The organism is Burkholderia metallica, assembly GCF_001718555.1.
GTDB lineage: Bacteria > Pseudomonadota > Gammaproteobacteria > Burkholderiales > Burkholderiaceae > Burkholderia > Burkholderia metallica.
Genome location: NZ_CP013403.1, coordinates 1,581,593 through 1,598,572 on the forward strand (window position 1 = coordinate 1,581,593; position 16,980 = coordinate 1,598,572).

At 67.3% G+C, this 16,980-nt stretch carries 19 protein-coding genes; 7 read left to right on the top strand and 12 right to left on the bottom strand.

Annotation, left to right across the window (positions count from 1 at the left end):
• Positions 1-278 precede the first annotated feature (278 nt).
• From WJ16_RS26715 to WJ16_RS26725, 3 genes are all read left to right on the top strand, one after another.
• On the top strand, positions 279-2,207 hold the full coding sequence (locus tag WJ16_RS26715) for a TonB-dependent receptor domain-containing protein (RefSeq protein WP_069260040.1): 1,929 nt from the start codon (positions 279-281) through the stop codon (positions 2,205-2,207).
• Positions 2,208-2,423: 216 nt separating this feature from the next.
• Positions 2,424-2,993, top strand: a complete 570-nt coding sequence (locus WJ16_RS26720) for a YdeI/OmpD-associated family protein (protein ID WP_069261147.1) — start codon at positions 2,424-2,426, stop codon at positions 2,991-2,993.
• A gap of 97 nt (positions 2,994-3,090) precedes the next feature.
• The gene (locus WJ16_RS26725; protein WP_069260041.1) at positions 3,091-3,936 is read left to right on the top strand and encodes a GNAT family N-acetyltransferase; all 846 of its coding nucleotides are present in this window, start codon (positions 3,091-3,093) and stop codon (positions 3,934-3,936) included.
• 110 nt (positions 3,937-4,046) lie between these two features.
• Here the strand turns inward: WJ16_RS26725 and WJ16_RS26730 are convergent, their stop codons facing one another.
• The gene (locus WJ16_RS26730; RefSeq protein ID WP_069260042.1) at positions 4,047-4,685 is read right to left on the bottom strand and encodes a LysE family translocator; all 639 of its coding nucleotides are present in this window, start codon (positions 4,683-4,685) and stop codon (positions 4,047-4,049) included.
• Positions 4,686-4,800: 115 nt separating this feature from the next.
• Between WJ16_RS26730 and WJ16_RS26735 the strand changes: the two genes are divergently transcribed.
• Complete coding sequence (locus WJ16_RS26735; protein WP_069260043.1) at positions 4,801-5,262, top strand: Lrp/AsnC family transcriptional regulator; 462 nt, start codon at positions 4,801-4,803, stop codon at positions 5,260-5,262.
• Between the two features lie 123 nt (positions 5,263-5,385).
• On the opposite strand, the gene WJ16_RS26740 is transcribed toward WJ16_RS26735, so the two are convergent.
• Positions 5,386-6,780 carry a collagen-like triple helix repeat-containing protein gene (locus WJ16_RS26740; RefSeq protein WP_069261148.1) on the bottom strand — a complete coding sequence of 465 codons (1,395 nt, stop codon included), beginning with the start codon at positions 6,778-6,780 and terminating at the stop codon, positions 5,386-5,388.
• 275 nt (positions 6,781-7,055) lie between these two features.
• On the opposite strand from WJ16_RS26740, the gene WJ16_RS26745 reads away from it, so the two are divergent.
• A complete protein-coding gene (locus WJ16_RS26745) occupies positions 7,056-7,316 on the top strand; it encodes a cupin domain-containing protein (RefSeq protein WP_069260044.1) in 261 nt (86 codons plus the stop codon).
• A gap of 84 nt (positions 7,317-7,400) precedes the next feature.
• Here WJ16_RS26745 and WJ16_RS26750 read toward each other — a convergent pair whose 3' ends face one another.
• The 10 genes from WJ16_RS26750 to WJ16_RS26795 all read right to left on the bottom strand — a co-directional run bounded on the left by WJ16_RS26750 (position 7,401) and on the right by WJ16_RS26795 (position 14,302).
• Entirely contained in the window at positions 7,401-7,748 is a 348-nt protein-coding gene (locus WJ16_RS26750; RefSeq protein ID WP_069260045.1) for a copper-binding protein, read from the bottom strand.
• 52 nt (positions 7,749-7,800) lie between these two features.
• Positions 7,801-8,592, bottom strand: coding sequence for a DUF2182 domain-containing protein (locus WJ16_RS26755; RefSeq protein ID WP_069260046.1), 792 nt, complete (start codon positions 8,590-8,592; stop codon positions 7,801-7,803).
• The gene (locus tag WJ16_RS26760) at positions 8,589-9,233 is read right to left on the bottom strand and encodes a DUF1326 domain-containing protein (protein ID WP_069260047.1); all 645 of its coding nucleotides are present in this window, start codon (positions 9,231-9,233) and stop codon (positions 8,589-8,591) included. Before WJ16_RS26760 ends, WJ16_RS26755 begins: the two co-directional genes overlap by 4 nt.
• A gap of 189 nt (positions 9,234-9,422) precedes the next feature.
• Positions 9,423-9,722 carry a hypothetical protein gene (locus WJ16_RS26765; protein ID WP_069260048.1) on the bottom strand — a complete coding sequence of 100 codons (300 nt, stop codon included), beginning with the start codon at positions 9,720-9,722 and terminating at the stop codon, positions 9,423-9,425.
• Between the two features lie 264 nt (positions 9,723-9,986).
• Complete coding sequence (locus WJ16_RS26770) at positions 9,987-10,235, bottom strand: hypothetical protein (RefSeq protein ID WP_069260049.1); 249 nt, start codon at positions 10,233-10,235, stop codon at positions 9,987-9,989.
• A 95-nt stretch (positions 10,236-10,330) separates the two neighbouring features.
• Entirely contained in the window at positions 10,331-10,858 is a 528-nt protein-coding gene (locus WJ16_RS26775) for an acyltransferase (RefSeq protein WP_069260050.1), read from the bottom strand.
• A gap of 3 nt (positions 10,859-10,861) precedes the next feature.
• Positions 10,862-11,806 carry an electron transfer flavoprotein subunit alpha/FixB family protein gene (locus WJ16_RS26780; RefSeq protein ID WP_069260051.1) on the bottom strand — a complete coding sequence of 315 codons (945 nt, stop codon included), beginning with the start codon at positions 11,804-11,806 and terminating at the stop codon, positions 10,862-10,864.
• A gap of 16 nt (positions 11,807-11,822) precedes the next feature.
• Entirely contained in the window at positions 11,823-12,572 is a 750-nt protein-coding gene (locus WJ16_RS26785) for an electron transfer flavoprotein subunit beta/FixA family protein (RefSeq protein WP_069260052.1), read from the bottom strand.
• A gap of 38 nt (positions 12,573-12,610) precedes the next feature.
• Positions 12,611-13,399, bottom strand: coding sequence for an SDR family NAD(P)-dependent oxidoreductase (locus WJ16_RS26790; protein ID WP_069261149.1), 789 nt, complete (start codon positions 13,397-13,399; stop codon positions 12,611-12,613).
• A gap of 66 nt (positions 13,400-13,465) precedes the next feature.
• Positions 13,466-14,302, bottom strand: a complete 837-nt coding sequence (locus WJ16_RS26795; protein WP_069260053.1) for an alpha/beta fold hydrolase — start codon at positions 14,300-14,302, stop codon at positions 13,466-13,468.
• A gap of 137 nt (positions 14,303-14,439) precedes the next feature.
• Between WJ16_RS26795 and WJ16_RS26800 the strand changes: the two genes are divergently transcribed.
• Positions 14,440-15,219, top strand: coding sequence for an SDR family oxidoreductase (locus WJ16_RS26800; protein ID WP_069261150.1), 780 nt, complete (start codon positions 14,440-14,442; stop codon positions 15,217-15,219).
• Positions 15,220-15,383: 164 nt separating this feature from the next.
• On the top strand, positions 15,384-16,949 hold the full coding sequence (locus tag WJ16_RS26805; RefSeq protein ID WP_069260054.1) for a DUF1302 domain-containing protein: 1,566 nt from the start codon (positions 15,384-15,386) through the stop codon (positions 16,947-16,949).
• Positions 16,950-16,980: the final 31 nt, after the last annotated feature.

Here is a 16,980-nt window from a genome sequence, read left to right on the forward strand (position 1 = left end):
GACCTCCGGATCCGCCCGATGTCCACCGTTACCGCATTCGCTTTCGCACCGGAAGCGCCGCGCCGGCACGCTGCCGGCATGCACGGCCCGCCTGCTCGCGCGCGCCGTTCCCTTTCGCTCGCGCCCGCCGGCGTGCGCCGCCCCTGCACCCGCAACGCCCGCGACGGCGGCCGGCACCGGCCGGTCGCGCGATAGCCCGCTCACCGATAACAAAACCGGTGCTGCCCGCTGCCCGCTTTCGATCGGCGCATGCGCAGCCCGACCACGACGACAGCCTCATGAAGATTCGACACCTCCTTGCCACGTCCGCCGCGACCGCACTCCTGTCGCCGCTCGCGCACGCCGCCGGCGACACCGCGGTTTCGCAGCCGGCCCCGGCCGCCAACAATGCCGACCTGCCGACCGTCAACGTGACCGACACGCGGCGGCTGCCCGAGTCGTTCGACCAGCGCTATGCGACGACCCACGTGCTCACGCGTACCGACCTCGACCGGCTGGCGCCGAGCGACCCGAGCATCACGCAGGCGCTCGCGACGCTGCCGGGCGTGACCGTCTCGCAGAACGGCGGCCCCGGCTCGAACGCATCGGTCAGCATTCGCGGCTCGTCGGCAAGCCAGGTCGCGGTGTTCATCGACGGCATCCGGATCGGTTCGCCGACCACCGGCATCGCGCCGTGGTCGGACCTGCCGACCGAAGCGTTCGAACGGGTGGAAGTGATTTCGGGGCCGGCCGCCGCGTCGTTCGGCGCCAATGCGATGGGCGGCGTCGTGCAGCTCTTCACGCGCCGTGCCGCCAACCAGCCGAACCAGACCACCGTGTCGTTCGGCGGCGGGTCGAACAAGACGTTCGACACGCAGCTGCGCACGTCGGGCACCGTGCCGTCGACCGGGCCGCTCGCCGCGCTCGGCGGGCTCACCTACTCGCTCGGCCTGCACACGTACAACACGGCCGGCATCGACGCGACGCGGCCCTTCGCATACGGGCACGAGGCCGGCCGCAACCCGTATCACGCGCAGGACCTCGATGCACGCCTCGGCTACGCGCGCGACAACTGGTCGATCTCGACGTTCGCGCTGTATCACCGGTCCGATCTGTCGTACGACAACAGCGGCTACGCGAACCGCCAGCTCGATCATCAGCTGACGACCGGGATCGCATTCCATCTCGACATCACGCCGGACACGCAGTTCGACCAGTCCTTCGGCTATGCGAACGATCGCGGGTTCCTCTACGCGAGCGCCCCGACCATCCCGACCGACCAGATCGATTCGCAGCGCATCAGCACGTCGACGTCGCTGACGCATCAGGAGCGCGGGTTCCATCTGTTCGGGCTGCCGCTGTCGGGCGAAACCAAGCTCGCGTACGACTTCACGCGCGAGCAGGCGTTCCTGCCGGTCGACATTCCGAACGGCGTGCCGACGCGCAACGACTCCGCATTCTCGCTGCATCAGTCGGCGACGCTCGGCAACGTGACGATGTTCGTCGCGGGACGTCATGAAATCATCGCCGGGCAGTCGGTGAATACGGGCAACGCGGCGCTGTCGTGGGCGATCACGCCGGTGTATACGGCGCGCGTGTCGTACGGCAATGCGTTCAAGCTGCCGACGTTCAACGACCTGTACTACCCCGGCTACGGCAATCCGAATCTCAGCCCGGAGCGCAACACGTCGGTCGAGGCCGCGGTCGATGCGAACACGTCGTACGGCACGTTCACGGCGGCGATCTACGACACGCGCGTCACGAACCTGATCGCGTACAACCCGGCGACGTTCTCGCCGATGAACATCGGCCGCGCGCATATTCGCGGGATCGACCTGTCGTACAAGGGGACGATCGGCCGCTCGACGCCGGTGAGCGTCGCGGTCGGGCTCCTGAATCCGCAGGACGAGACGAACGACTCGTGGCTCAACCGGCGGCCGCGCCAGACGGTCAGCATCAACATCGACCACACGTGGGACGAGCTGCACCTGCATGCGTTGAGCACGGGCGCGTCGCTGCTGTATGGCGGCACGACGTTCGACGATCCGGCGAACTCGACCTATCTGCCTTCGTATCTGACGGTGGGGCTGCGTGCGTCGTACCGGATCAATTCGCACCTGACGGTATCGGCGACCGTGTCGAATCTGTTCGACCGGCAGTACATGACCGCGTACGGGTACAACACGCTGGGGCGCACGGCGTTCGGTAAGGTGAGCTACACGTTCTGACGCGTCGATGGCGGGGCCTTTGGTGCCGTGTGCGGCAAGGTCTTCCGTCGTCGCCGGATGCTTGACACAGGCGATTCCGGTCCAGCCCCGCCGACGGACCCGCGATGCCCCGGGCGGCCGGCCTTCGGCCGCATCACGGACTTCGCCGCCCGTATCGACACTGTTAGACTGCGGACGCTATCCCCGCACATGCACGCAACCCTTCAGGACGGCGACATGACCGAATCCGCTCTAACCTTTGCCAGTCAGACCGAATGGGAAAGCTGGCTCGGTCAAAACGGCGGCGCTTCAACGGGTGTCTGGCTGCGTCTCGCGAAAAAAGGTGCCGATCTGCGCACCGTCACGTACGAACAGGCGCTGGAAAGCGCCCTCTGCCACGGCTGGATCGACGGCCAAAAGCGGGCCGGGGACGACATCTGCTGGCTCCAGCGCTTCACCCCGCGCTCCGCAAAAAGCAGCTGGTCCAAACTGAACACCGACCGCGCCGAAGCGCTGATCGCCGCAGGCAGGATGCGGCCGGCCGGCATGAGCGAAATCGAGAAGGCCAGGAAGGACGGCCGCTGGCAGGCGGCTTATACGTCGGCCAGCAACTCGACCGTGCCGGACGACCTGCAGGCGGCGCTGGACGCTCATCCGAAAGCCGCGAAGTTTTTCGCGACGCTGAACAGCCGTAACCGCTATGCGATCCTGTACCGGATACAAAACGCCAGGAAACCGGAAACCAGGGCGCGCAAGATCGCGGAATTCATCGCCATGCTGACCCGCGGCGAAACCTTCCACCCGTAGCGGGTGCGCGGACGGCGATCTTGCCGAACGCCCGCGCGCCCCGATGCACAGGCCGTCACGTCACGCGCAATCCCGAGCACAGCGACCGAGGTGAACCATGGATCAGGACGAAGACTTCATCGTGCGCACCATGTCGGCCGACGAAGTCGCGATGTCGGTCGAATGGGCGGCCGCGGAAGGCTGGAACCCCGGCCTGCACGATCCGTCGTGTTTCCGGGAAGCGGACCCGGCCGGATTCTTCGTCGGCGTGCTGCGCGGCGAGCCGGTCGCGTGCCTTGCCGCGGTCGCCTACGACGCATGCTTCGGCTTCATCGGTCTCTATATCGTGAAACCCGGATTTCGCGGCCGGGGCTTCGGCATGCGAATCTGGCAGCACGGCATGCGTTACCTCGCCGGTCGCAACGTCGGGCTCGACGGCGTCGTCGCCCAGCAGGCGAACTACCGGAAATCCGGCTTCAGGCTGGCCTACCGCAACATCCGCTATCAGGGGCGCGTGGACGGCATCGGGTGCGCGCACGTGGTGGCAGCAGCCGACGTGCCGTTCGCGCAGTTGCTCGCGTACGATCACCCGTGCTTTCCCGCGGCGCGCGATCGCTTCCTTGCCGCGTGGATCGGGCAACCGGATGCGGTGGCGCTCGCGACGGTCGACGGCGACCGGATCGCCGGTTACGGGGTCGTGCGCCGCTGCCGCGCAGGCTGCAAGATCGGCCCGCTGTTCGCCGACGACGCAGATGTTGCCACCGGGCTGCTTCGCGCGCTCGCGGCGCGCATGCCGGGCGAAACGATCGTGCTCGACGTGCCGGAAACCAACCCCGCTGCTGTCGCGCTGGCGGAACGGCACGGGATGACGAGCGTCTTCGGAACCGCGCGGATGTACACGAAAGACGCGCCGGCGATTGCGATCGATCGCGTGTTCGGCGTGACGTCGTTCGAGCTGGGATGATCGTCGCGAAGCCGGCGGACGGCAACGCAATACCGTGATGGCGGGTGGGCAGGCGGGACGGTCGATGCGATCCGGTCGCCATGCGATATGCGCCGTGCATCGACCGACATCTAGACCTGGATCACACCGCGCACGCCCGCGATCACCTGAATCACGCCGAATACCGCGATCACTGCGGCCGACACGCGCGACAGCCCGTGGATGAACGCGAACGGCATCTTCGTGCGCAGTGCGGCGGTCGCACCGCTCAGGCACAGCCACCACGTCGCGGAACCGGTGAACACGCCGGCGACCATCAGCGCGACGGCCGGCCCCATCGCCCCTTCACCCGCGCCCGACAGCGGGCCGAGCGCCGCGAAAATCCCGACGAACGACAGGATCGTCATCGGATTCGACAGCGTCAGGCCGAACGTGGTCAGGAAATCCCGCAACACGCTCGCACGCGGCACGTCGCGCGGCGCGCGGGAGTCGGCCGGCGCCTGTCGCGCGATGGTCCATGCAAGCCACACGAGGAACGCGCCGCCGCCGATTTTCAGGCCGACGGTGAGCATTGGGAACGCGGTGACGACACCCGCGATGCCGAGCGCGCCGAGCAGGCCGTAGATCGCATCGGCGCATGCGGCGCCGATGCCCGTCGCGAATCCCGCGCGAAACCCGCGGCTCAGGCTGCGCTGAATGCACAGCATGCCGATCGGGCCGACCGGCACCGCGATCGACAGCCCCATCACGACGGACTTGATGAACAGCATCGCCTGCTCCTTGCAACCTGCAACGGGTGGAACAGGCATCGTAGGGAAAATCCCGTCCTCGCTGAATGCGGTTTTTAAGGAAAAATGGTCACTCGACCTTAAAAAATCCGCCGCGATGGACGATCTGGACTGGAAGGTACTGGCGCTGTTGCAGGACAACGGCCGCATCAGCTACACGGAGCTGGCGCGCCACGTGCACCTGTCGGTGCCGGCGGTGACGGAGCGCGTGAAGCGCCTCGAAGCGGCCGGCGTCGTCGACGGCTACACGGCGCGGATCAATCCTGTCGCGGCCGGCTATCCGGTCAGCGCGCTGATCGGGATCACGGTCGCGCAACCGGCGAAAGCCAAATTCCTCCGGCTGCTGGAGACGATTCCCGAAGTCGTCGAATGCCATCACGTGACGGGCGCGGACTCGTACGTCATGCGACTCGTCGCCATCAGCATGACCCATCTCGAACAACTGATCGGACGCATCAATCTGTACGGCGAAACGCGCACGTCGATCGTGATGTCGACGCCGCTGCCCGCACGCGGTTTGGCGCGGCCGCCATCGCAGCACGACGTGGGTCGCGATTGATGCAGCGGGCGGCGCCGGCCTGCCGGTTTCCCCGCAGGAGACTATCCGACCGGCAGGATCGGCGGTAACCGGCGGCCGATTTTCATTCGGCCGGTTACCGCCGTGACGATCCGGACGGGGCGGCTACTTTCCCGCCAGGCCGCCGAGCAAGCCGCCCACCAGCCCGGTAACGGGCGCGAGCGGATTGGAGAGGCCGCCCAACGGCGAGCCGCCGCCCGTGCCGGTTGCCGGACCGTTGTGGACGGCCGCCGGCATGCCGCCGACCACGCTCGTCACCAGGCCCGCGACCGGCACCGCGCCGTTCGCGCCGTTCGGGTTCACGAGGCCGCCCACGTTGGTCACCGTGTTGCCGACCGCGCGCACGAGTTCGCCGACGCCGCCGACCACCGGCTGCGGCGACGTGGACGTTACCTTCCATCCCGCCGACGTGATCGCGCCGCCGATCTGGCCGAGCAGGCCCGCGACGGGCTGCCCGAGGCCGGTCGCCGTGCCGACCTGCTGCGTGACCTGGCCGACGGTCGTGACGAGCGGCGTGATCGCCGTGCTGATCGCCTGCGTCGTCTGCTGGACCGGGCCCGACGAAAGAGCCGAGCCGAGCATCGTGCCGCCGGTCTTGATTCCGCCGGCCACAGTGTCGAGCAGCCCGCCGACCGGCGTCGTGAGCGGCGCCAACGGCGACAGCGGGCCGGTGCCGAGCGCCTTCACCGTTTCGCCGAGGCCGGCGACCGGGTTGCCGGCCGAGCCGACGATCGTGCCGAGCCCGGCGACCGTGGTCCCGACGGGGTTCGCGGTGAAGCCGGTCTGGCCGATGCCGTTGCTCACGGCGTTCGACGTGTCGCGGATGAGCGTGCCCACGCCGGAGACCGTGTCGCCGGCGCCGATCGCCACGCCCGCGTCCACGCCCGGCGGCCTCGCCGCGCTGATCGTGGCGCCGACGCCCGTGACGACCGCGCCGACGGAGCTGATGATGCCGTTGGTGCCGGGGGTACCGCTGGTGCCGCTTGTGCCGCCGGTTCCACTCGTACCGCTGGTTCCACTCGTACCGCTGGTTCCACTCGTACCGCTGGTTCCACTCGTTCCGCTGGTTCCACTCGTACCGCTGGTTCCGCTCGTACCGCTGGTTCCGCTCGTACCGCTGGTTCCACTTGTGCCGCTGGTTCCACTTGTGCCGCTGGTTCCACTTGTGCCGCTGGTTCCACTTGTGCCGCTGGTTCCGCTCGTGCCGCTGGTTCCGCTCGTGCCACTGGTCCCACTCGTTCCGCTGGTTCCACTCGTGCCACTAGTCCCACTCGTTCCGCTGGTTCCGCTCGTGCCACTGGTCCCACTCGTTCCGCTGGTTCCACTCGTGCCACTAGTCCCACTCGTACCACTGCTCCCGCCAGTGCCACTCGTACTCGTGCCGATGTTGTTACCGCCCGGCTTCGGCGCCGTAACATCGGTCCCGCCGCACGCGGCCAGTGCGCAAGCCGCCGCAATGGCCGCGAGCGCAACGTTCGTCCTGATGAAGTGATTTTGCATGGAAGCCCCCGTTAGCTTTTTTAGCTCGATCACTCTGATAAGCATCTATCGTGCCATTGCGATCGGCCTCAACGACGACTTCGCACGCCTGCCGGAGAGCCGCGTCCAGACGGCCGTTCAGGGGCGTCGTGCTGCGTCCGCGGCCGTCTTCGCAGCTTCGACCGGGCGTCGCGTACCGGGTGACGCGGGCGTAACGCGCCCGCTGCGTTACGTAGCATCGCGGCGGCGAACGGTGCTTTCCGGCCTGTACCGCCGTCATTCAGATATGCCCCACGATGCGCCGCCGCCCGTACGCGGAATGCGTCTTTGTCCTGTCGGGAACCGGCGAAGCGATCGGCCGCTGCAACCTCACGCGATTTCCGCGCGGCAGCGACGCACACACGACGCTGAACACCGGCGATCTGCCGCGGGTCTATCTGGTGGCGTGCGACCGGCCGGAACACGGCGAACACGACTGTCAGAAACTCGGCAAGCGGCTGTACGAGGCGCGCGCCAACAACGTCTTCGTGGATCTCGGCACGGGGGCGCCTGCGTGATGAACGCATCACCCGGCGCAATACCAACCCAACCGGACATCAGCCGCCGCACGCCGAGCCCGCGCGCGCGTGCCGGCGCGTTCGTCACGGCCGCTTCACGAGCTTCACGATCGTGAGCGTACCGTTGACGTTTTCCACCCGGACCCTGACCTTGTCGCCCACATGAAGCGGCCTGAGCATGGCTGCGTCGGCGACCTTGAACGCCATCGTCATCGGCGGCATCCCGACGTTGTCGAGGGCACCGTGCTTCAACGTCACCCGTCCGCGGCCGACGTCGATCTCCCGGACCTCGGCATCGGTCAGCGCCGAATCCGGCGCCGACATCGCCGCGCCGCCCATCTTCATGTCGGACATGTCGCCGCCCGCGAACGCCGGAGGCGCAACGACGGCCATCGCGCACCATACGGCGGCGAGCTGCAAGCAGGTTTTCATCGCCACGCTCCCATCGGGCCGTCCCCGCGTTCCCCGCAGGGACGATCGCCCGTCACACGATCAACGTCACACCGGCCCACGCAATCAGCACGACGCCCAGCGCCTGCCCGATACGTTCGCCGCCGGGCAGGATCTTTTCCGCGAACACGAAGCACGACAGCGCGGCGATCCAGACGACGTTCATCACGCCGCCGACGAACAGCAGCGCCATCAGCAACCAGCAGCACCCCACGCAAACCATGCCGTGCCGCGCGCCGAGCAGGAAACTGCCGGCGACGCCCGGACGCCAGTGCGCGACCAGGAACGCGGCCGGCGCCCGACATTGCCGCAGGCACGCGCGCTTGAGCGGCGAAAACTGATAGAGACCGGCCAGCGCCAGCACGATCGCGGACAGGACGGCGCTCTTCGACCACAGCATCATCGCGGAGATCAGCCCGGCCGGCTGCAGCATCGCCTGGAGCAACGCCGCGCCGATCGAGAACGCGAGCCACGCGGCCAGATAACCGGCCAGCAGCGCCACCGACGTGAACGCCGAACCGGCGCCGTCCGCGCCCCGCTGCCGCAGCACGCGCCGGTACAGCATCACGAGCGGCGCCGCACTGGGCGTCATCATCGCGATCATCATCACCCACCACATCACGATCACGGTCGTGAGCGTCGGCTCCATGCTGCCCATGGCGTCCGCGAGGCGATGCGGAAAGAGCGCGACGGTCGTCATCTCCAGCGCCGACATGCCGGTTCCCGCCCCCGTCCACAGGTAGAACCAGCACAACCCGACGAGCGCCGCCATGCCGAGCAGCGTAACGACGCGCTCGTACCAGCGCCCGTGGTCGAACGCAGTCATGCCGCGGCGCGATGCCGGATCAACCCATGATTGTTCATGTGCAGCCGTGCGAACTGCGCATAGGTGCCGTCGAGCGTCAGCGGAATGTTGCCTTGCGAGCGCGACGTGCCCGAACCGATTTCGGCCAGCTCGTACTCGAAACCGTGCGGCAGGTCGATCCGTACGCGATGTTCGTCCCCCGTCACCGGATTGAGGATGGGATCGCCCGCGACGTCGAACACGCCGTCGACATGAATCCGGCCGCGCCGTGCATCGACATCGACGTCGAAATCGATCTTCGCGAAGATCGGATCGAACGCCTGCTCGAGCGTCGACGCGAAGACCGCGAACATCGTCGCAAAAGGATCGGTATCCTGACCAGTCATGATCTTCAGCACCGCGTCGCGCTGCGCCGGGCTCGCGCGCTCTTCGACGATCGGCTGGCACTTGCCCCTGCCCTCGTGAACCGCCCCCGGCCACGCGAACACGACCGCGATCCTGACACCGTCGAGCACCACGTCGCCGTAGTGGCCGCTGTCGATCGAAATCGCCCCCATCGCCGCGCAATAGCCGTTGGTCGGCAGCGCATTGAACTGGCACGGGCAACCGTATGAGCAATTGCAATTCATCAGTTCGGTGCCCTGAATCTCCCACGGCGTCATGGCTCCACCTCGCGCTCGATTGCACATGAATGCTTCGAATCTAGTGCACGGCACCGGGAAATCAAAGCCGTCGGGGTAGCCCGAATCAATACTTGAAAACGGTCCGTCAAACGCGGTTGGAAGAGGTTTCGACACAAGCGCGCAAGACCGCGCCGGCGGACATCGGCTGATGCGACTCCTGCACGAACCTCACACGACCAGCGACGCGACGATCGCGCACCACAACGCGCTCGCACCGCACAGAAACACGCGTCGCGCGACCAACATCCGCGTCTCGTCGTCGGGGGTTTTCATCGGCGAAGTGGCGAGAAACGGCACGCTGACGAGGCACGCGAACCCGGCGAGCGCCGGCAGGATCACGACGTAGTCGCCGAACCGCCACGGCAGCGGTTCGTGCCAACCCCAGTAGCCGAGAAACAGCATGCCCATCGAAAACATCGTCGCGGCGGCCGAACTGAGCGCGACCACCGATCCTGTCGGAAATTGCATGGGAGCCTCCCCTCGCGCAGCGTGCGCAACGCCGGATCATTATCCCGGCACGGAAGGTAAAAGCACAACGACGGCCGATCGCGGCGGATGGACGGCGAGGCCAGGCTCGGACCGGCGCATCGGCGGACCGGAACCCGCGCCTCCGGCCGGTTGTACCTGTAGCGCGGGGGCCGGGTATGGCACTGACGATTGCGGCGATGCCGCACGGACGATCGTTGTCACGGATTGACAGCGACCGGTTTCGCGTGAACGAAGCGTCGGACTTCAGCCCGGTTTCTTCGCGGCCTGCACGACGGAAATCCAGCCCACCGCCGCGGCGGCCACCCAGCAGCAGGCGATCATCAGGTCGAGATCCATCCAGCCGTCGAAATTCGCGCTGTTCTCGAAACTGCAGCGCTGATGGCCCCTGACCCACACGCAGCCACTGATCATCTGCTGGATATGCATGTAAACGCTGTAGACGGCAAAAGCCGACGCAATGACTGTGAACCGCAAACGGACGTGCTTTTTCATGTAACGCGGATGCCGGTGGGAAAGCCAGTGCCGATCTTACGGCAACGGCAACCTGCCCGGCAATCCGTCGCATCCTGGGCCGCCCGGATGCGCGCTCACCCGTCGATCCGCTTGAGCGTGCGCAGGCAGTCGGCCGCCAGCTGCTGATAGATCCGCGTGCCGTTCGCCTTCGCGTCGATCTCCGCGTCGCTCAGCCGCCGCACGACGCGCCCCGGCATGCCCGCGAGCAGCACGCCGCGCGGCACGTCGTAGCCGGCCTTCACGAACGCGCACGCGGCGACGATCGTCGTCGCGCCGATCGTCGCGCCGTCCATCACGACCGCATTCATCCCAATCATCGTGTCCGGTTCCAGCGTCGCGCCATGCACGATCGCGCCATGGCCGACGTGGCTGTTCACGCCGAGCCGGCACGTGTCGCCGATTCCGACGTGCAGCACGCAGCCGTCCTGCACGTTGCTGCCTTCCTCGACGACGATCGCGCCGAAGTCGCCGCGCAGGCTCGCATGCGGACCGATGTAGCAGCGCGCACCGATCGTCACGTCGCCGATCACGACCGCGCTCGGGTCGACATACGCGGACGGATCGATGCGCGGCCGCACGCCGTTGAATTCGAACAGCGGCATCGGTCAGAGCGCCGCGACCGTTTCCGGCACCAGTGTGAACAGGTCGCCGACGACGCCGTAGTCGGCCACGCTGAAGATCGGTGCGTCCGGATCCTTGTTGATCGCGACGATCACCTTCGAATCCTTCATGCCGGCCAGATGCTGGATCGCACCCGAGATGCCGACCGCGATGTACAGCTGCGGTGCGACGATCTTGCCGGTCTGGCCGACCTGATAGTCGTTCGGCACGTAGCCGGCGTCGACTGCCGCGCGCGATGCGCCGAGTGCGGCCGACAGCTTGTCCGCCAGCGGCTCCAGCACCTTCGTGTAGTTTTCGCCGCTGCCCAGCCCGCGGCCGCCCGACACGATGATGCTCGCGCTCGTGAGTTCCGGACGGTCCAGCTTCGTCACTTCGCGGCTCACGAACTGCGACTTGCCTGCATCTGCCGCCGCTTCGATCTTCTCGACCGCTGCGCTGCCGCCTTCCGATGCCACCGGATCGAAGCCCGTTGCACGCACCGTGATGACCTTGATCGGGTCGCCCGACTGCACCGTCGCGATCGCGTTGCCCGCGTAGATAGGGCGCTCGAACGTGTCGGCACTGTCAACCGCCGTGATGTCCGAGATCTGCGCGACGTCGAGCTTCGCGGCAATACGCGGCGCGATGTTCTTGCCGTAGGCCGTCGCCGGCGCGAGGATGTGCGAGTAGCCGTTCGCGATACCCATTACCGTCGCTTCGACGTTCTCCGCAAGACCGTCGGCCAGTTGCGGCGCATCGGCCAGCAGCACCTTCGACACGCCCGCGATCTTCGCGGCCGCATCGGCCGCCGTCCGTGCATCGTAGCCCGCAACCAGCACGTGAACGTCGCCCGCGCCCGCGGCATGGAGTGCCTGTGCGGCCGCCACCGTATTCAGCGTCGCGACCTTGAGCGATGCATTGTCATGCTCGGCAATTACCAGAATCGTCATTTCGTTGCGTTCCCCGTTACAGCACCTTGGCTTCGGTCTTCAGCTTCCCGACCAGCGTCTGCACGTCCGGCACCTTCACGCCGGCCGCGCGCTTCGGCGGCTCGACTACTTTCAGCGTCTTCAGGCGCGGCGCAACATCCACGCCCAGGTCTTCCGGCTTCACGGCTTCGAGCGGTTTCTTCTTCGCCTTCATGATGTTCGGCAGCGTCACGTAGCGCGGCTCGTTCAGACGCAGGTCGGTCGTGATGACCGCGGGAAGTTGAAGCGACAGCGTTTCCGCGCCGCCGTCGACTTCGCGTGCGACCGTTGCACGGCCGTCGGCCACCGTCACCTTCGACGCGAACGTCGCTTGCGGCAAACCCGCCAGCGCCGCCAGCATCTGGCCCGTCTGGTTCGAATCGTCGTCGATCGCCTGCTTGCCGAGGATCACGAGGTGCGGCTGCTCCTTGTCGACCAGCGCCTTCAGCACCTTCGCGACACCGAGCGGCTCGACGCCGTCATTCGCTTCGATGAGAATCGCGCGATCCGCGCCGATCGCGAGCGCCGTGCGCAGCGTTTCCTGCGCTTGTGCCACACCCACCGACACGGCCACCACCTCGGTCACCACACCCGCTTCCTTCAGCCGCACGGCCTCTTCCACCGCGATCTCGTCGAACGGGTTCATCGACATCTTCACGTTCGCGATGTCGACGCCCGTGCGGTCGGATTTCACGCCGACCTTCACGTTCGCGTCGACCACGCGCTTCACTGCCACGAGCGCTTTCAACTGCCGGTCTCCTGTTTCGTTACGTGCATCGCGCCGCGTCAGCGCGCAGTGAACCCGCCGTCGATCACCAGCTCCGCACCCGTCACGTAGCGGCCTGCCGGCGACACGAGATACAGGATGCCGGCCGCGATGTCGCGCGGGCTGCCGATCTTCGCCATCGGCACGTGCGTCTGCATGTATTCGAATGCGCGATCCGGGTCCTGCCCCATCTGGCGGAAAGCGTCCTCGAGCATCGGCGTGCGGATATAGCCCGGATGCACCGAGTTCGCGCGGATGTTCTTCGCCGCGTACAGCATCGCGTCGACCTTCGCCATCATCCGCACCGCGGCCTTCGACGCGTGATACGCGGGCACGTCGGCGCCGCCGACGATCCCGTACATCGACGACAGGTTCACGATCGACCCGCCGCCGGCCGCATCGATATGCGGAATCGCCGCGCGCGTGCACAGGAACACGCCGTTCACGTTCACGTCCTGCACGCGCTGCCACTGCGCGAGCGTGAGCTCGTGCGTCGGCACGTTGTGACCTTCGATGCCCGCGTTGTTCACGAGCACGTCGAGGCGCCCGAAGCGCGCGACGATCTCGCCGAACACGCGCGTGACGTCGGCCTCGTGCGTCACGTCGAGCGACCAGAAAGCGGCCTGGCCGCCCTGCGCGCGGATTTCGTCGACCAGCGCCTCGGCCGGCTGCGACAGCACGTCGAGAATCGCGACGCTCGCGCCGGCGGCGGCCAGCGTGCGCGCCGTCTCGGCGCCGATGCCGCGCGCGCCGCCGGTGATCGCGGCCACCTTGCCGCGCAGGTCGAACAGGTCTTCGATGAGCTTCATGTCGTCTCCATGGTTTTGTTCGGACGGGCCGCCCGCGTCGGGGCCAGCCTGCCAACGCATCCGGCGTTATCGCGCATTGCGCGCCGAAAGAAAATCGAGGCATTCCCGATTGAAATAGGCGGCGTGTTCCACCATCACCCAGTGGCCGCACCGGTTCAACAGCACGAAGCGCGCGTCGCGGCAGCGTTCGAGGAAGGTCAGCGCGCCGCCGACCGGATTGAAGCGGTCGTCCGTGCCCCAGAAGCCGAGCACCGGGCAGCGCAGGTCGCCGAGCGCACCGGTCAGGTTCGGCACGCTCATCGTCGACAGCACTTCGGTCGGCTGCTCGACGCACACCTTCATCCGCTCGGCGACCAGCGCGTCGGTGACGATCGCCGGGTCGTGCACGAGCAGCGTCAGGAGTTCGCGCATCGTGTCGTCGTTCATCTGGCGATGGGTGAAGAGCTGCACCATCCGCTGGATGCCTTCCATCCGGAAGTAGGTGTCGCGATCCTCGACGCCGCCCGGCGCCATCATGATCAGCCCGTCGACTTCGTCAGGGTAGTCGAGCGCGTACTTGAGCGCGATCGCGCCGCCGAGCGAGTTGCCCAGCAGCACGGCGGGCCCGATTCCAAGCGCGTTCAGCTGCGCATGCAGCGCGCCGACGAAGAAATCGAGCGTATACGCGACATCGGACGGTTTCGACGACTGCCCGTAACCCGGCAGGTCGACGACGATCGCGCGATGGCCGGCCGCCGCGAAAGCCGGGACGTTGTGCTTGAAATTGCTGAAACCGCTCGCGCCCGGGCCGCTGCCGTGGATGAACACCACGGGCCGGCCGTCGCCCGCCTCGTAATGGTGCAGGCGCAGGCCGCCCGGCACGTCGGTGAAGATGCCGACAGGCGGCGTCGTGGGGATCGTCATCGCGGGTTGTCTCCTTCGTCGTTCGATGGATGCCTGCCATGATGATTGCGCCGCGGGCGCCGGCCGGCATCATCCTTTCAGACTACGAAGCCGCGCGCGCTTCTTCCTATCATCGGCCCACCGAAACGGAGGCAACGATGAACGGATTCGACTACAGCGGCAAGACGGTGCTCGTGACGGGCGGCACCAAGGGCATCGGGCGGCGCATCGCCGATCGGTTTCTCGCGGCAGGCGCGCGCGTGTTCGTGTGCGGACGCAGCACGCCCGACACGCCGCCGTCGGCCGGCGGCCGCACGGCGGCCTGCGTCGCGGCCGACCTGCGCGACATCGAACAGGTCGATGCGATGCTCGCGACGATCCGCGACGCGGCAGGCGGCCTCGACGTGCTCGTCAACAACGCGGGCGGCTCGCCGTTCGCGCTCGCGGCCGATGCGTCGCCGCGCTTCACCGAATCGATCGTGCGGCTGAACCTGATCGCGCCGCTGCAGCTCGCGCAGCGCGTGAACGCGATCATGCAGCCGCAGCCCGCGGGCGGCGTGATGCTGTTCATCGCGAGCGTGAGCGCGTCGCGGCCGTCGCCCGGCACGGCCGCGTACGGCGCCGCGAAAGCGGGCCTCGTCAATGCGGTCACGTCGCTCGCAGTCGAGTGGGCGCCGCGCGTGCGCGTGTGCGCGATCAGCCCGAGCCTCGTGCAGACCGAATCGGCCACCGAAGGCCACTACGGCGACGACGACGCGCTCGACGCGATCCGCGCGACGATTCCCGCCGGACGGCTCGCGTCGCCCGACGACGTCGCGTCCGCGTGCCTGTTCCTCGCGTCGCCGGAAGCGTCGTACACGTCCGGCGCGAACCTGCGGCTCGACGGCGGCGGCGAGCGGCCCGCGTTCCTGTCGGCGGCGCAGGCGGCTGCCCGTTGATACACGCCGATGCGCGCACGGCAAGCGCCGCGCACGCATCGTTGCGAGTCCTAGGGAAGTCATCTAGTTCATTTTGACGATTCCCTGCTACCGCGATCTCCCTACTCTGCCTCTCACGACAACACACACAGTCGACCGTCGTCGATACCCCAAGAGGAGACACCATGCATCAACGGATTTCGCGCCGTACCGACAAGCGGGCCCCCGCCACGCTGTCGACGCTGGCCGCCGCGCTGCTGACGTGCGCCGTTCCCGCCGCGCACGCCGGCAGCACGATCGAGCTGGGCGCCGACACGACGCTGGACTATACGTTCACGCTCAGTTACGGCCTCGGCATGCGCACCCGCGCGCCGAGCGGCAATCTCCTCACGCCGGCGAACATCAACGGCGACGACGGCGACCGCAACTTCGCGAAGAACAAGCTGATCGAGAACCAGGTCAGCCTGCTCGGCGAAGTGAACCTGAAGCACGACGACTGGGGCGTGTTCGTGCGCGCGGATACGTTCTACGACCAGGCGTATCGCCGCCCGAACTACAACGACGCGCCGGGCACCGTGAACCAGTCGGGCCAGTACAACAACTTCACGAGCGACGCGCGCTACTGGTCGGGCGGCCACACGACGCTGCTCGCCGCGTATGCGTACAACACGTTCAAAATCGGTTCGACGAGCCTGAACGTGAAGGTGGGCGACCAGGTGGTCGCGTGGGGCGAAAGCCTGTTCTTCCCGAACATCGCGGGCGCACAGGGGCCGTCCGACGCGACCAAGTCGTACATGGCGGGCGCCGAGGTGAAGGACATCCTGCTGCCGGTGCCGCAGATCTCGACGCAGTGGCAGATCACGCCGAACTTCAGCCTGCTCGGCTACTACCAGTTCTCGTTCCAGCAGAACCGGCTGACCGCGCCCGGCACGTACTGGAGCTATTCCGACGTCACGGGCCCCGGCGCGCAGTTCATCATCGGACCGGGCGGGATGATCATTCCGCGCGGCTCCGACGACAAGCCGAGCGCGCGCAACCAGTGGGGGATCGGCGCACGCTTTCGCGTGCTCGGCGATACCGAGCTCGGCCTGTATCACCTGCACTACAACGACATGAACCCGAGCGTCGTCACGACGTACTTCCCGACGCTCCAGTACCAGCAGACCTACTTCAGCAACATCAAGCTGACCGGCGCGAGCTTCTCGACGCAGGTCGGCCCCGTGAACGTCGCCGGCGAAGTGTCGTACCGCCAGGGCGCGGCCGTGCTCGTCAATACGGCGACGGGCCCGCAGTCGACCCGCGCGAACGTGCTGCAGACCAACCTGTCGGGCATCTACTCGATCGGGCCGAGCTTCCTCGCGAACTCGCAGTCGCTGATCGGCGAACTCACGTACGTACACGCCGGCAGCATCTCGGAACTCGACGGCTCGACCACGCTCGCGAATTCGCGCAACGCGCTGGCGATGGAGATCGCGTGGACGCTCAGCTACAAGAACGTGTTCAACGGCTGGGATCTCGACGTGCCGCTGACCTACACGCACGACCTGACGGGCACGTCGCCGCTCGCCGGCGCACTCGGCTCGCTGACCGGACAGGGCGACCACCGCGTGACGGCCGGCGTGACGTTCACACGCCTGAGCAACCTGCAGCTGTCGCTCGTCTACGCGAAGTTCCTCGGCTCGCCGAACCCGGCCACGCGCCCGCTCGCGGATCGCGACTACGTGCTGGCCACGGCGACCTACCACTTCTGAGCGGCCCGGCCGCTCGTCACCCAGCAAGATG

What these genes read in the sequence shown, in the direction of transcription:
- WJ16_RS26780 (WP_069260051.1), bottom strand. Translation starts at nt 11,806, where the DNA reads ATGACGATTCTGGTAATTGCCGAGCATGACAATGCATCGCTCAAGGTC.
- WJ16_RS26775 (WP_069260050.1), bottom strand. Translation starts at nt 10,858, where the DNA reads ATGCCGCTGTTCGAATTCAACGGCGTGCGGCCGCGCATCGATCCGTCC.
- WJ16_RS26800 (WP_069261150.1), top strand. Translation starts at nt 14,440, where the DNA reads ATGAACGGATTCGACTACAGCGGCAAGACGGTGCTCGTGACGGGCGGC.
- WJ16_RS26725 (WP_069260041.1), top strand. Translation starts at nt 3,091, where the DNA reads ATGGATCAGGACGAAGACTTCATCGTGCGCACCATGTCGGCCGACGAA.
- WJ16_RS26745 (WP_069260044.1), top strand. Translation starts at nt 7,056, where the DNA reads ATGCGCCGCCGCCCGTACGCGGAATGCGTCTTTGTCCTGTCGGGAACC.
- WJ16_RS26755 (WP_069260046.1), bottom strand. Translation starts at nt 8,592, where the DNA reads ATGACTGCGTTCGACCACGGGCGCTGGTACGAGCGCGTCGTTACGCTG.
- WJ16_RS26770 (WP_069260049.1), bottom strand. Translation starts at nt 10,235, where the DNA reads ATGAAAAAGCACGTCCGTTTGCGGTTCACAGTCATTGCGTCGGCTTTT.
- WJ16_RS26795 (WP_069260053.1), bottom strand. Translation starts at nt 14,302, where the DNA reads ATGACGATCCCCACGACGCCGCCTGTCGGCATCTTCACCGACGTGCCG.
- WJ16_RS26730 (WP_069260042.1), bottom strand. Translation starts at nt 4,685, where the DNA reads ATGCTGTTCATCAAGTCCGTCGTGATGGGGCTGTCGATCGCGGTGCCG.
- WJ16_RS26765 (WP_069260048.1), bottom strand. Translation starts at nt 9,722, where the DNA reads ATGCAATTTCCGACAGGATCGGTGGTCGCGCTCAGTTCGGCCGCCGCG.
- WJ16_RS26805 (WP_069260054.1), top strand. Translation starts at nt 15,384, where the DNA reads ATGCATCAACGGATTTCGCGCCGTACCGACAAGCGGGCCCCCGCCACG.
- WJ16_RS26790 (WP_069261149.1), bottom strand. Translation starts at nt 13,399, where the DNA reads ATGAAGCTCATCGAAGACCTGTTCGACCTGCGCGGCAAGGTGGCCGCG.
- WJ16_RS26735 (WP_069260043.1), top strand. Translation starts at nt 4,801, where the DNA reads ATGGACGATCTGGACTGGAAGGTACTGGCGCTGTTGCAGGACAACGGC.
- WJ16_RS26760 (WP_069260047.1), bottom strand. Translation starts at nt 9,233, where the DNA reads ATGACGCCGTGGGAGATTCAGGGCACCGAACTGATGAATTGCAATTGC.
- WJ16_RS26740 (WP_069261148.1), bottom strand. Translation starts at nt 6,780, where the DNA reads ATGCAAAATCACTTCATCAGGACGAACGTTGCGCTCGCGGCCATTGCG.
- WJ16_RS26750 (WP_069260045.1), bottom strand. Translation starts at nt 7,748, where the DNA reads ATGAAAACCTGCTTGCAGCTCGCCGCCGTATGGTGCGCGATGGCCGTC.
- WJ16_RS26715 (WP_069260040.1), top strand. Translation starts at nt 279, where the DNA reads ATGAAGATTCGACACCTCCTTGCCACGTCCGCCGCGACCGCACTCCTG.
- WJ16_RS26720 (WP_069261147.1), top strand. Translation starts at nt 2,424, where the DNA reads ATGACCGAATCCGCTCTAACCTTTGCCAGTCAGACCGAATGGGAAAGC.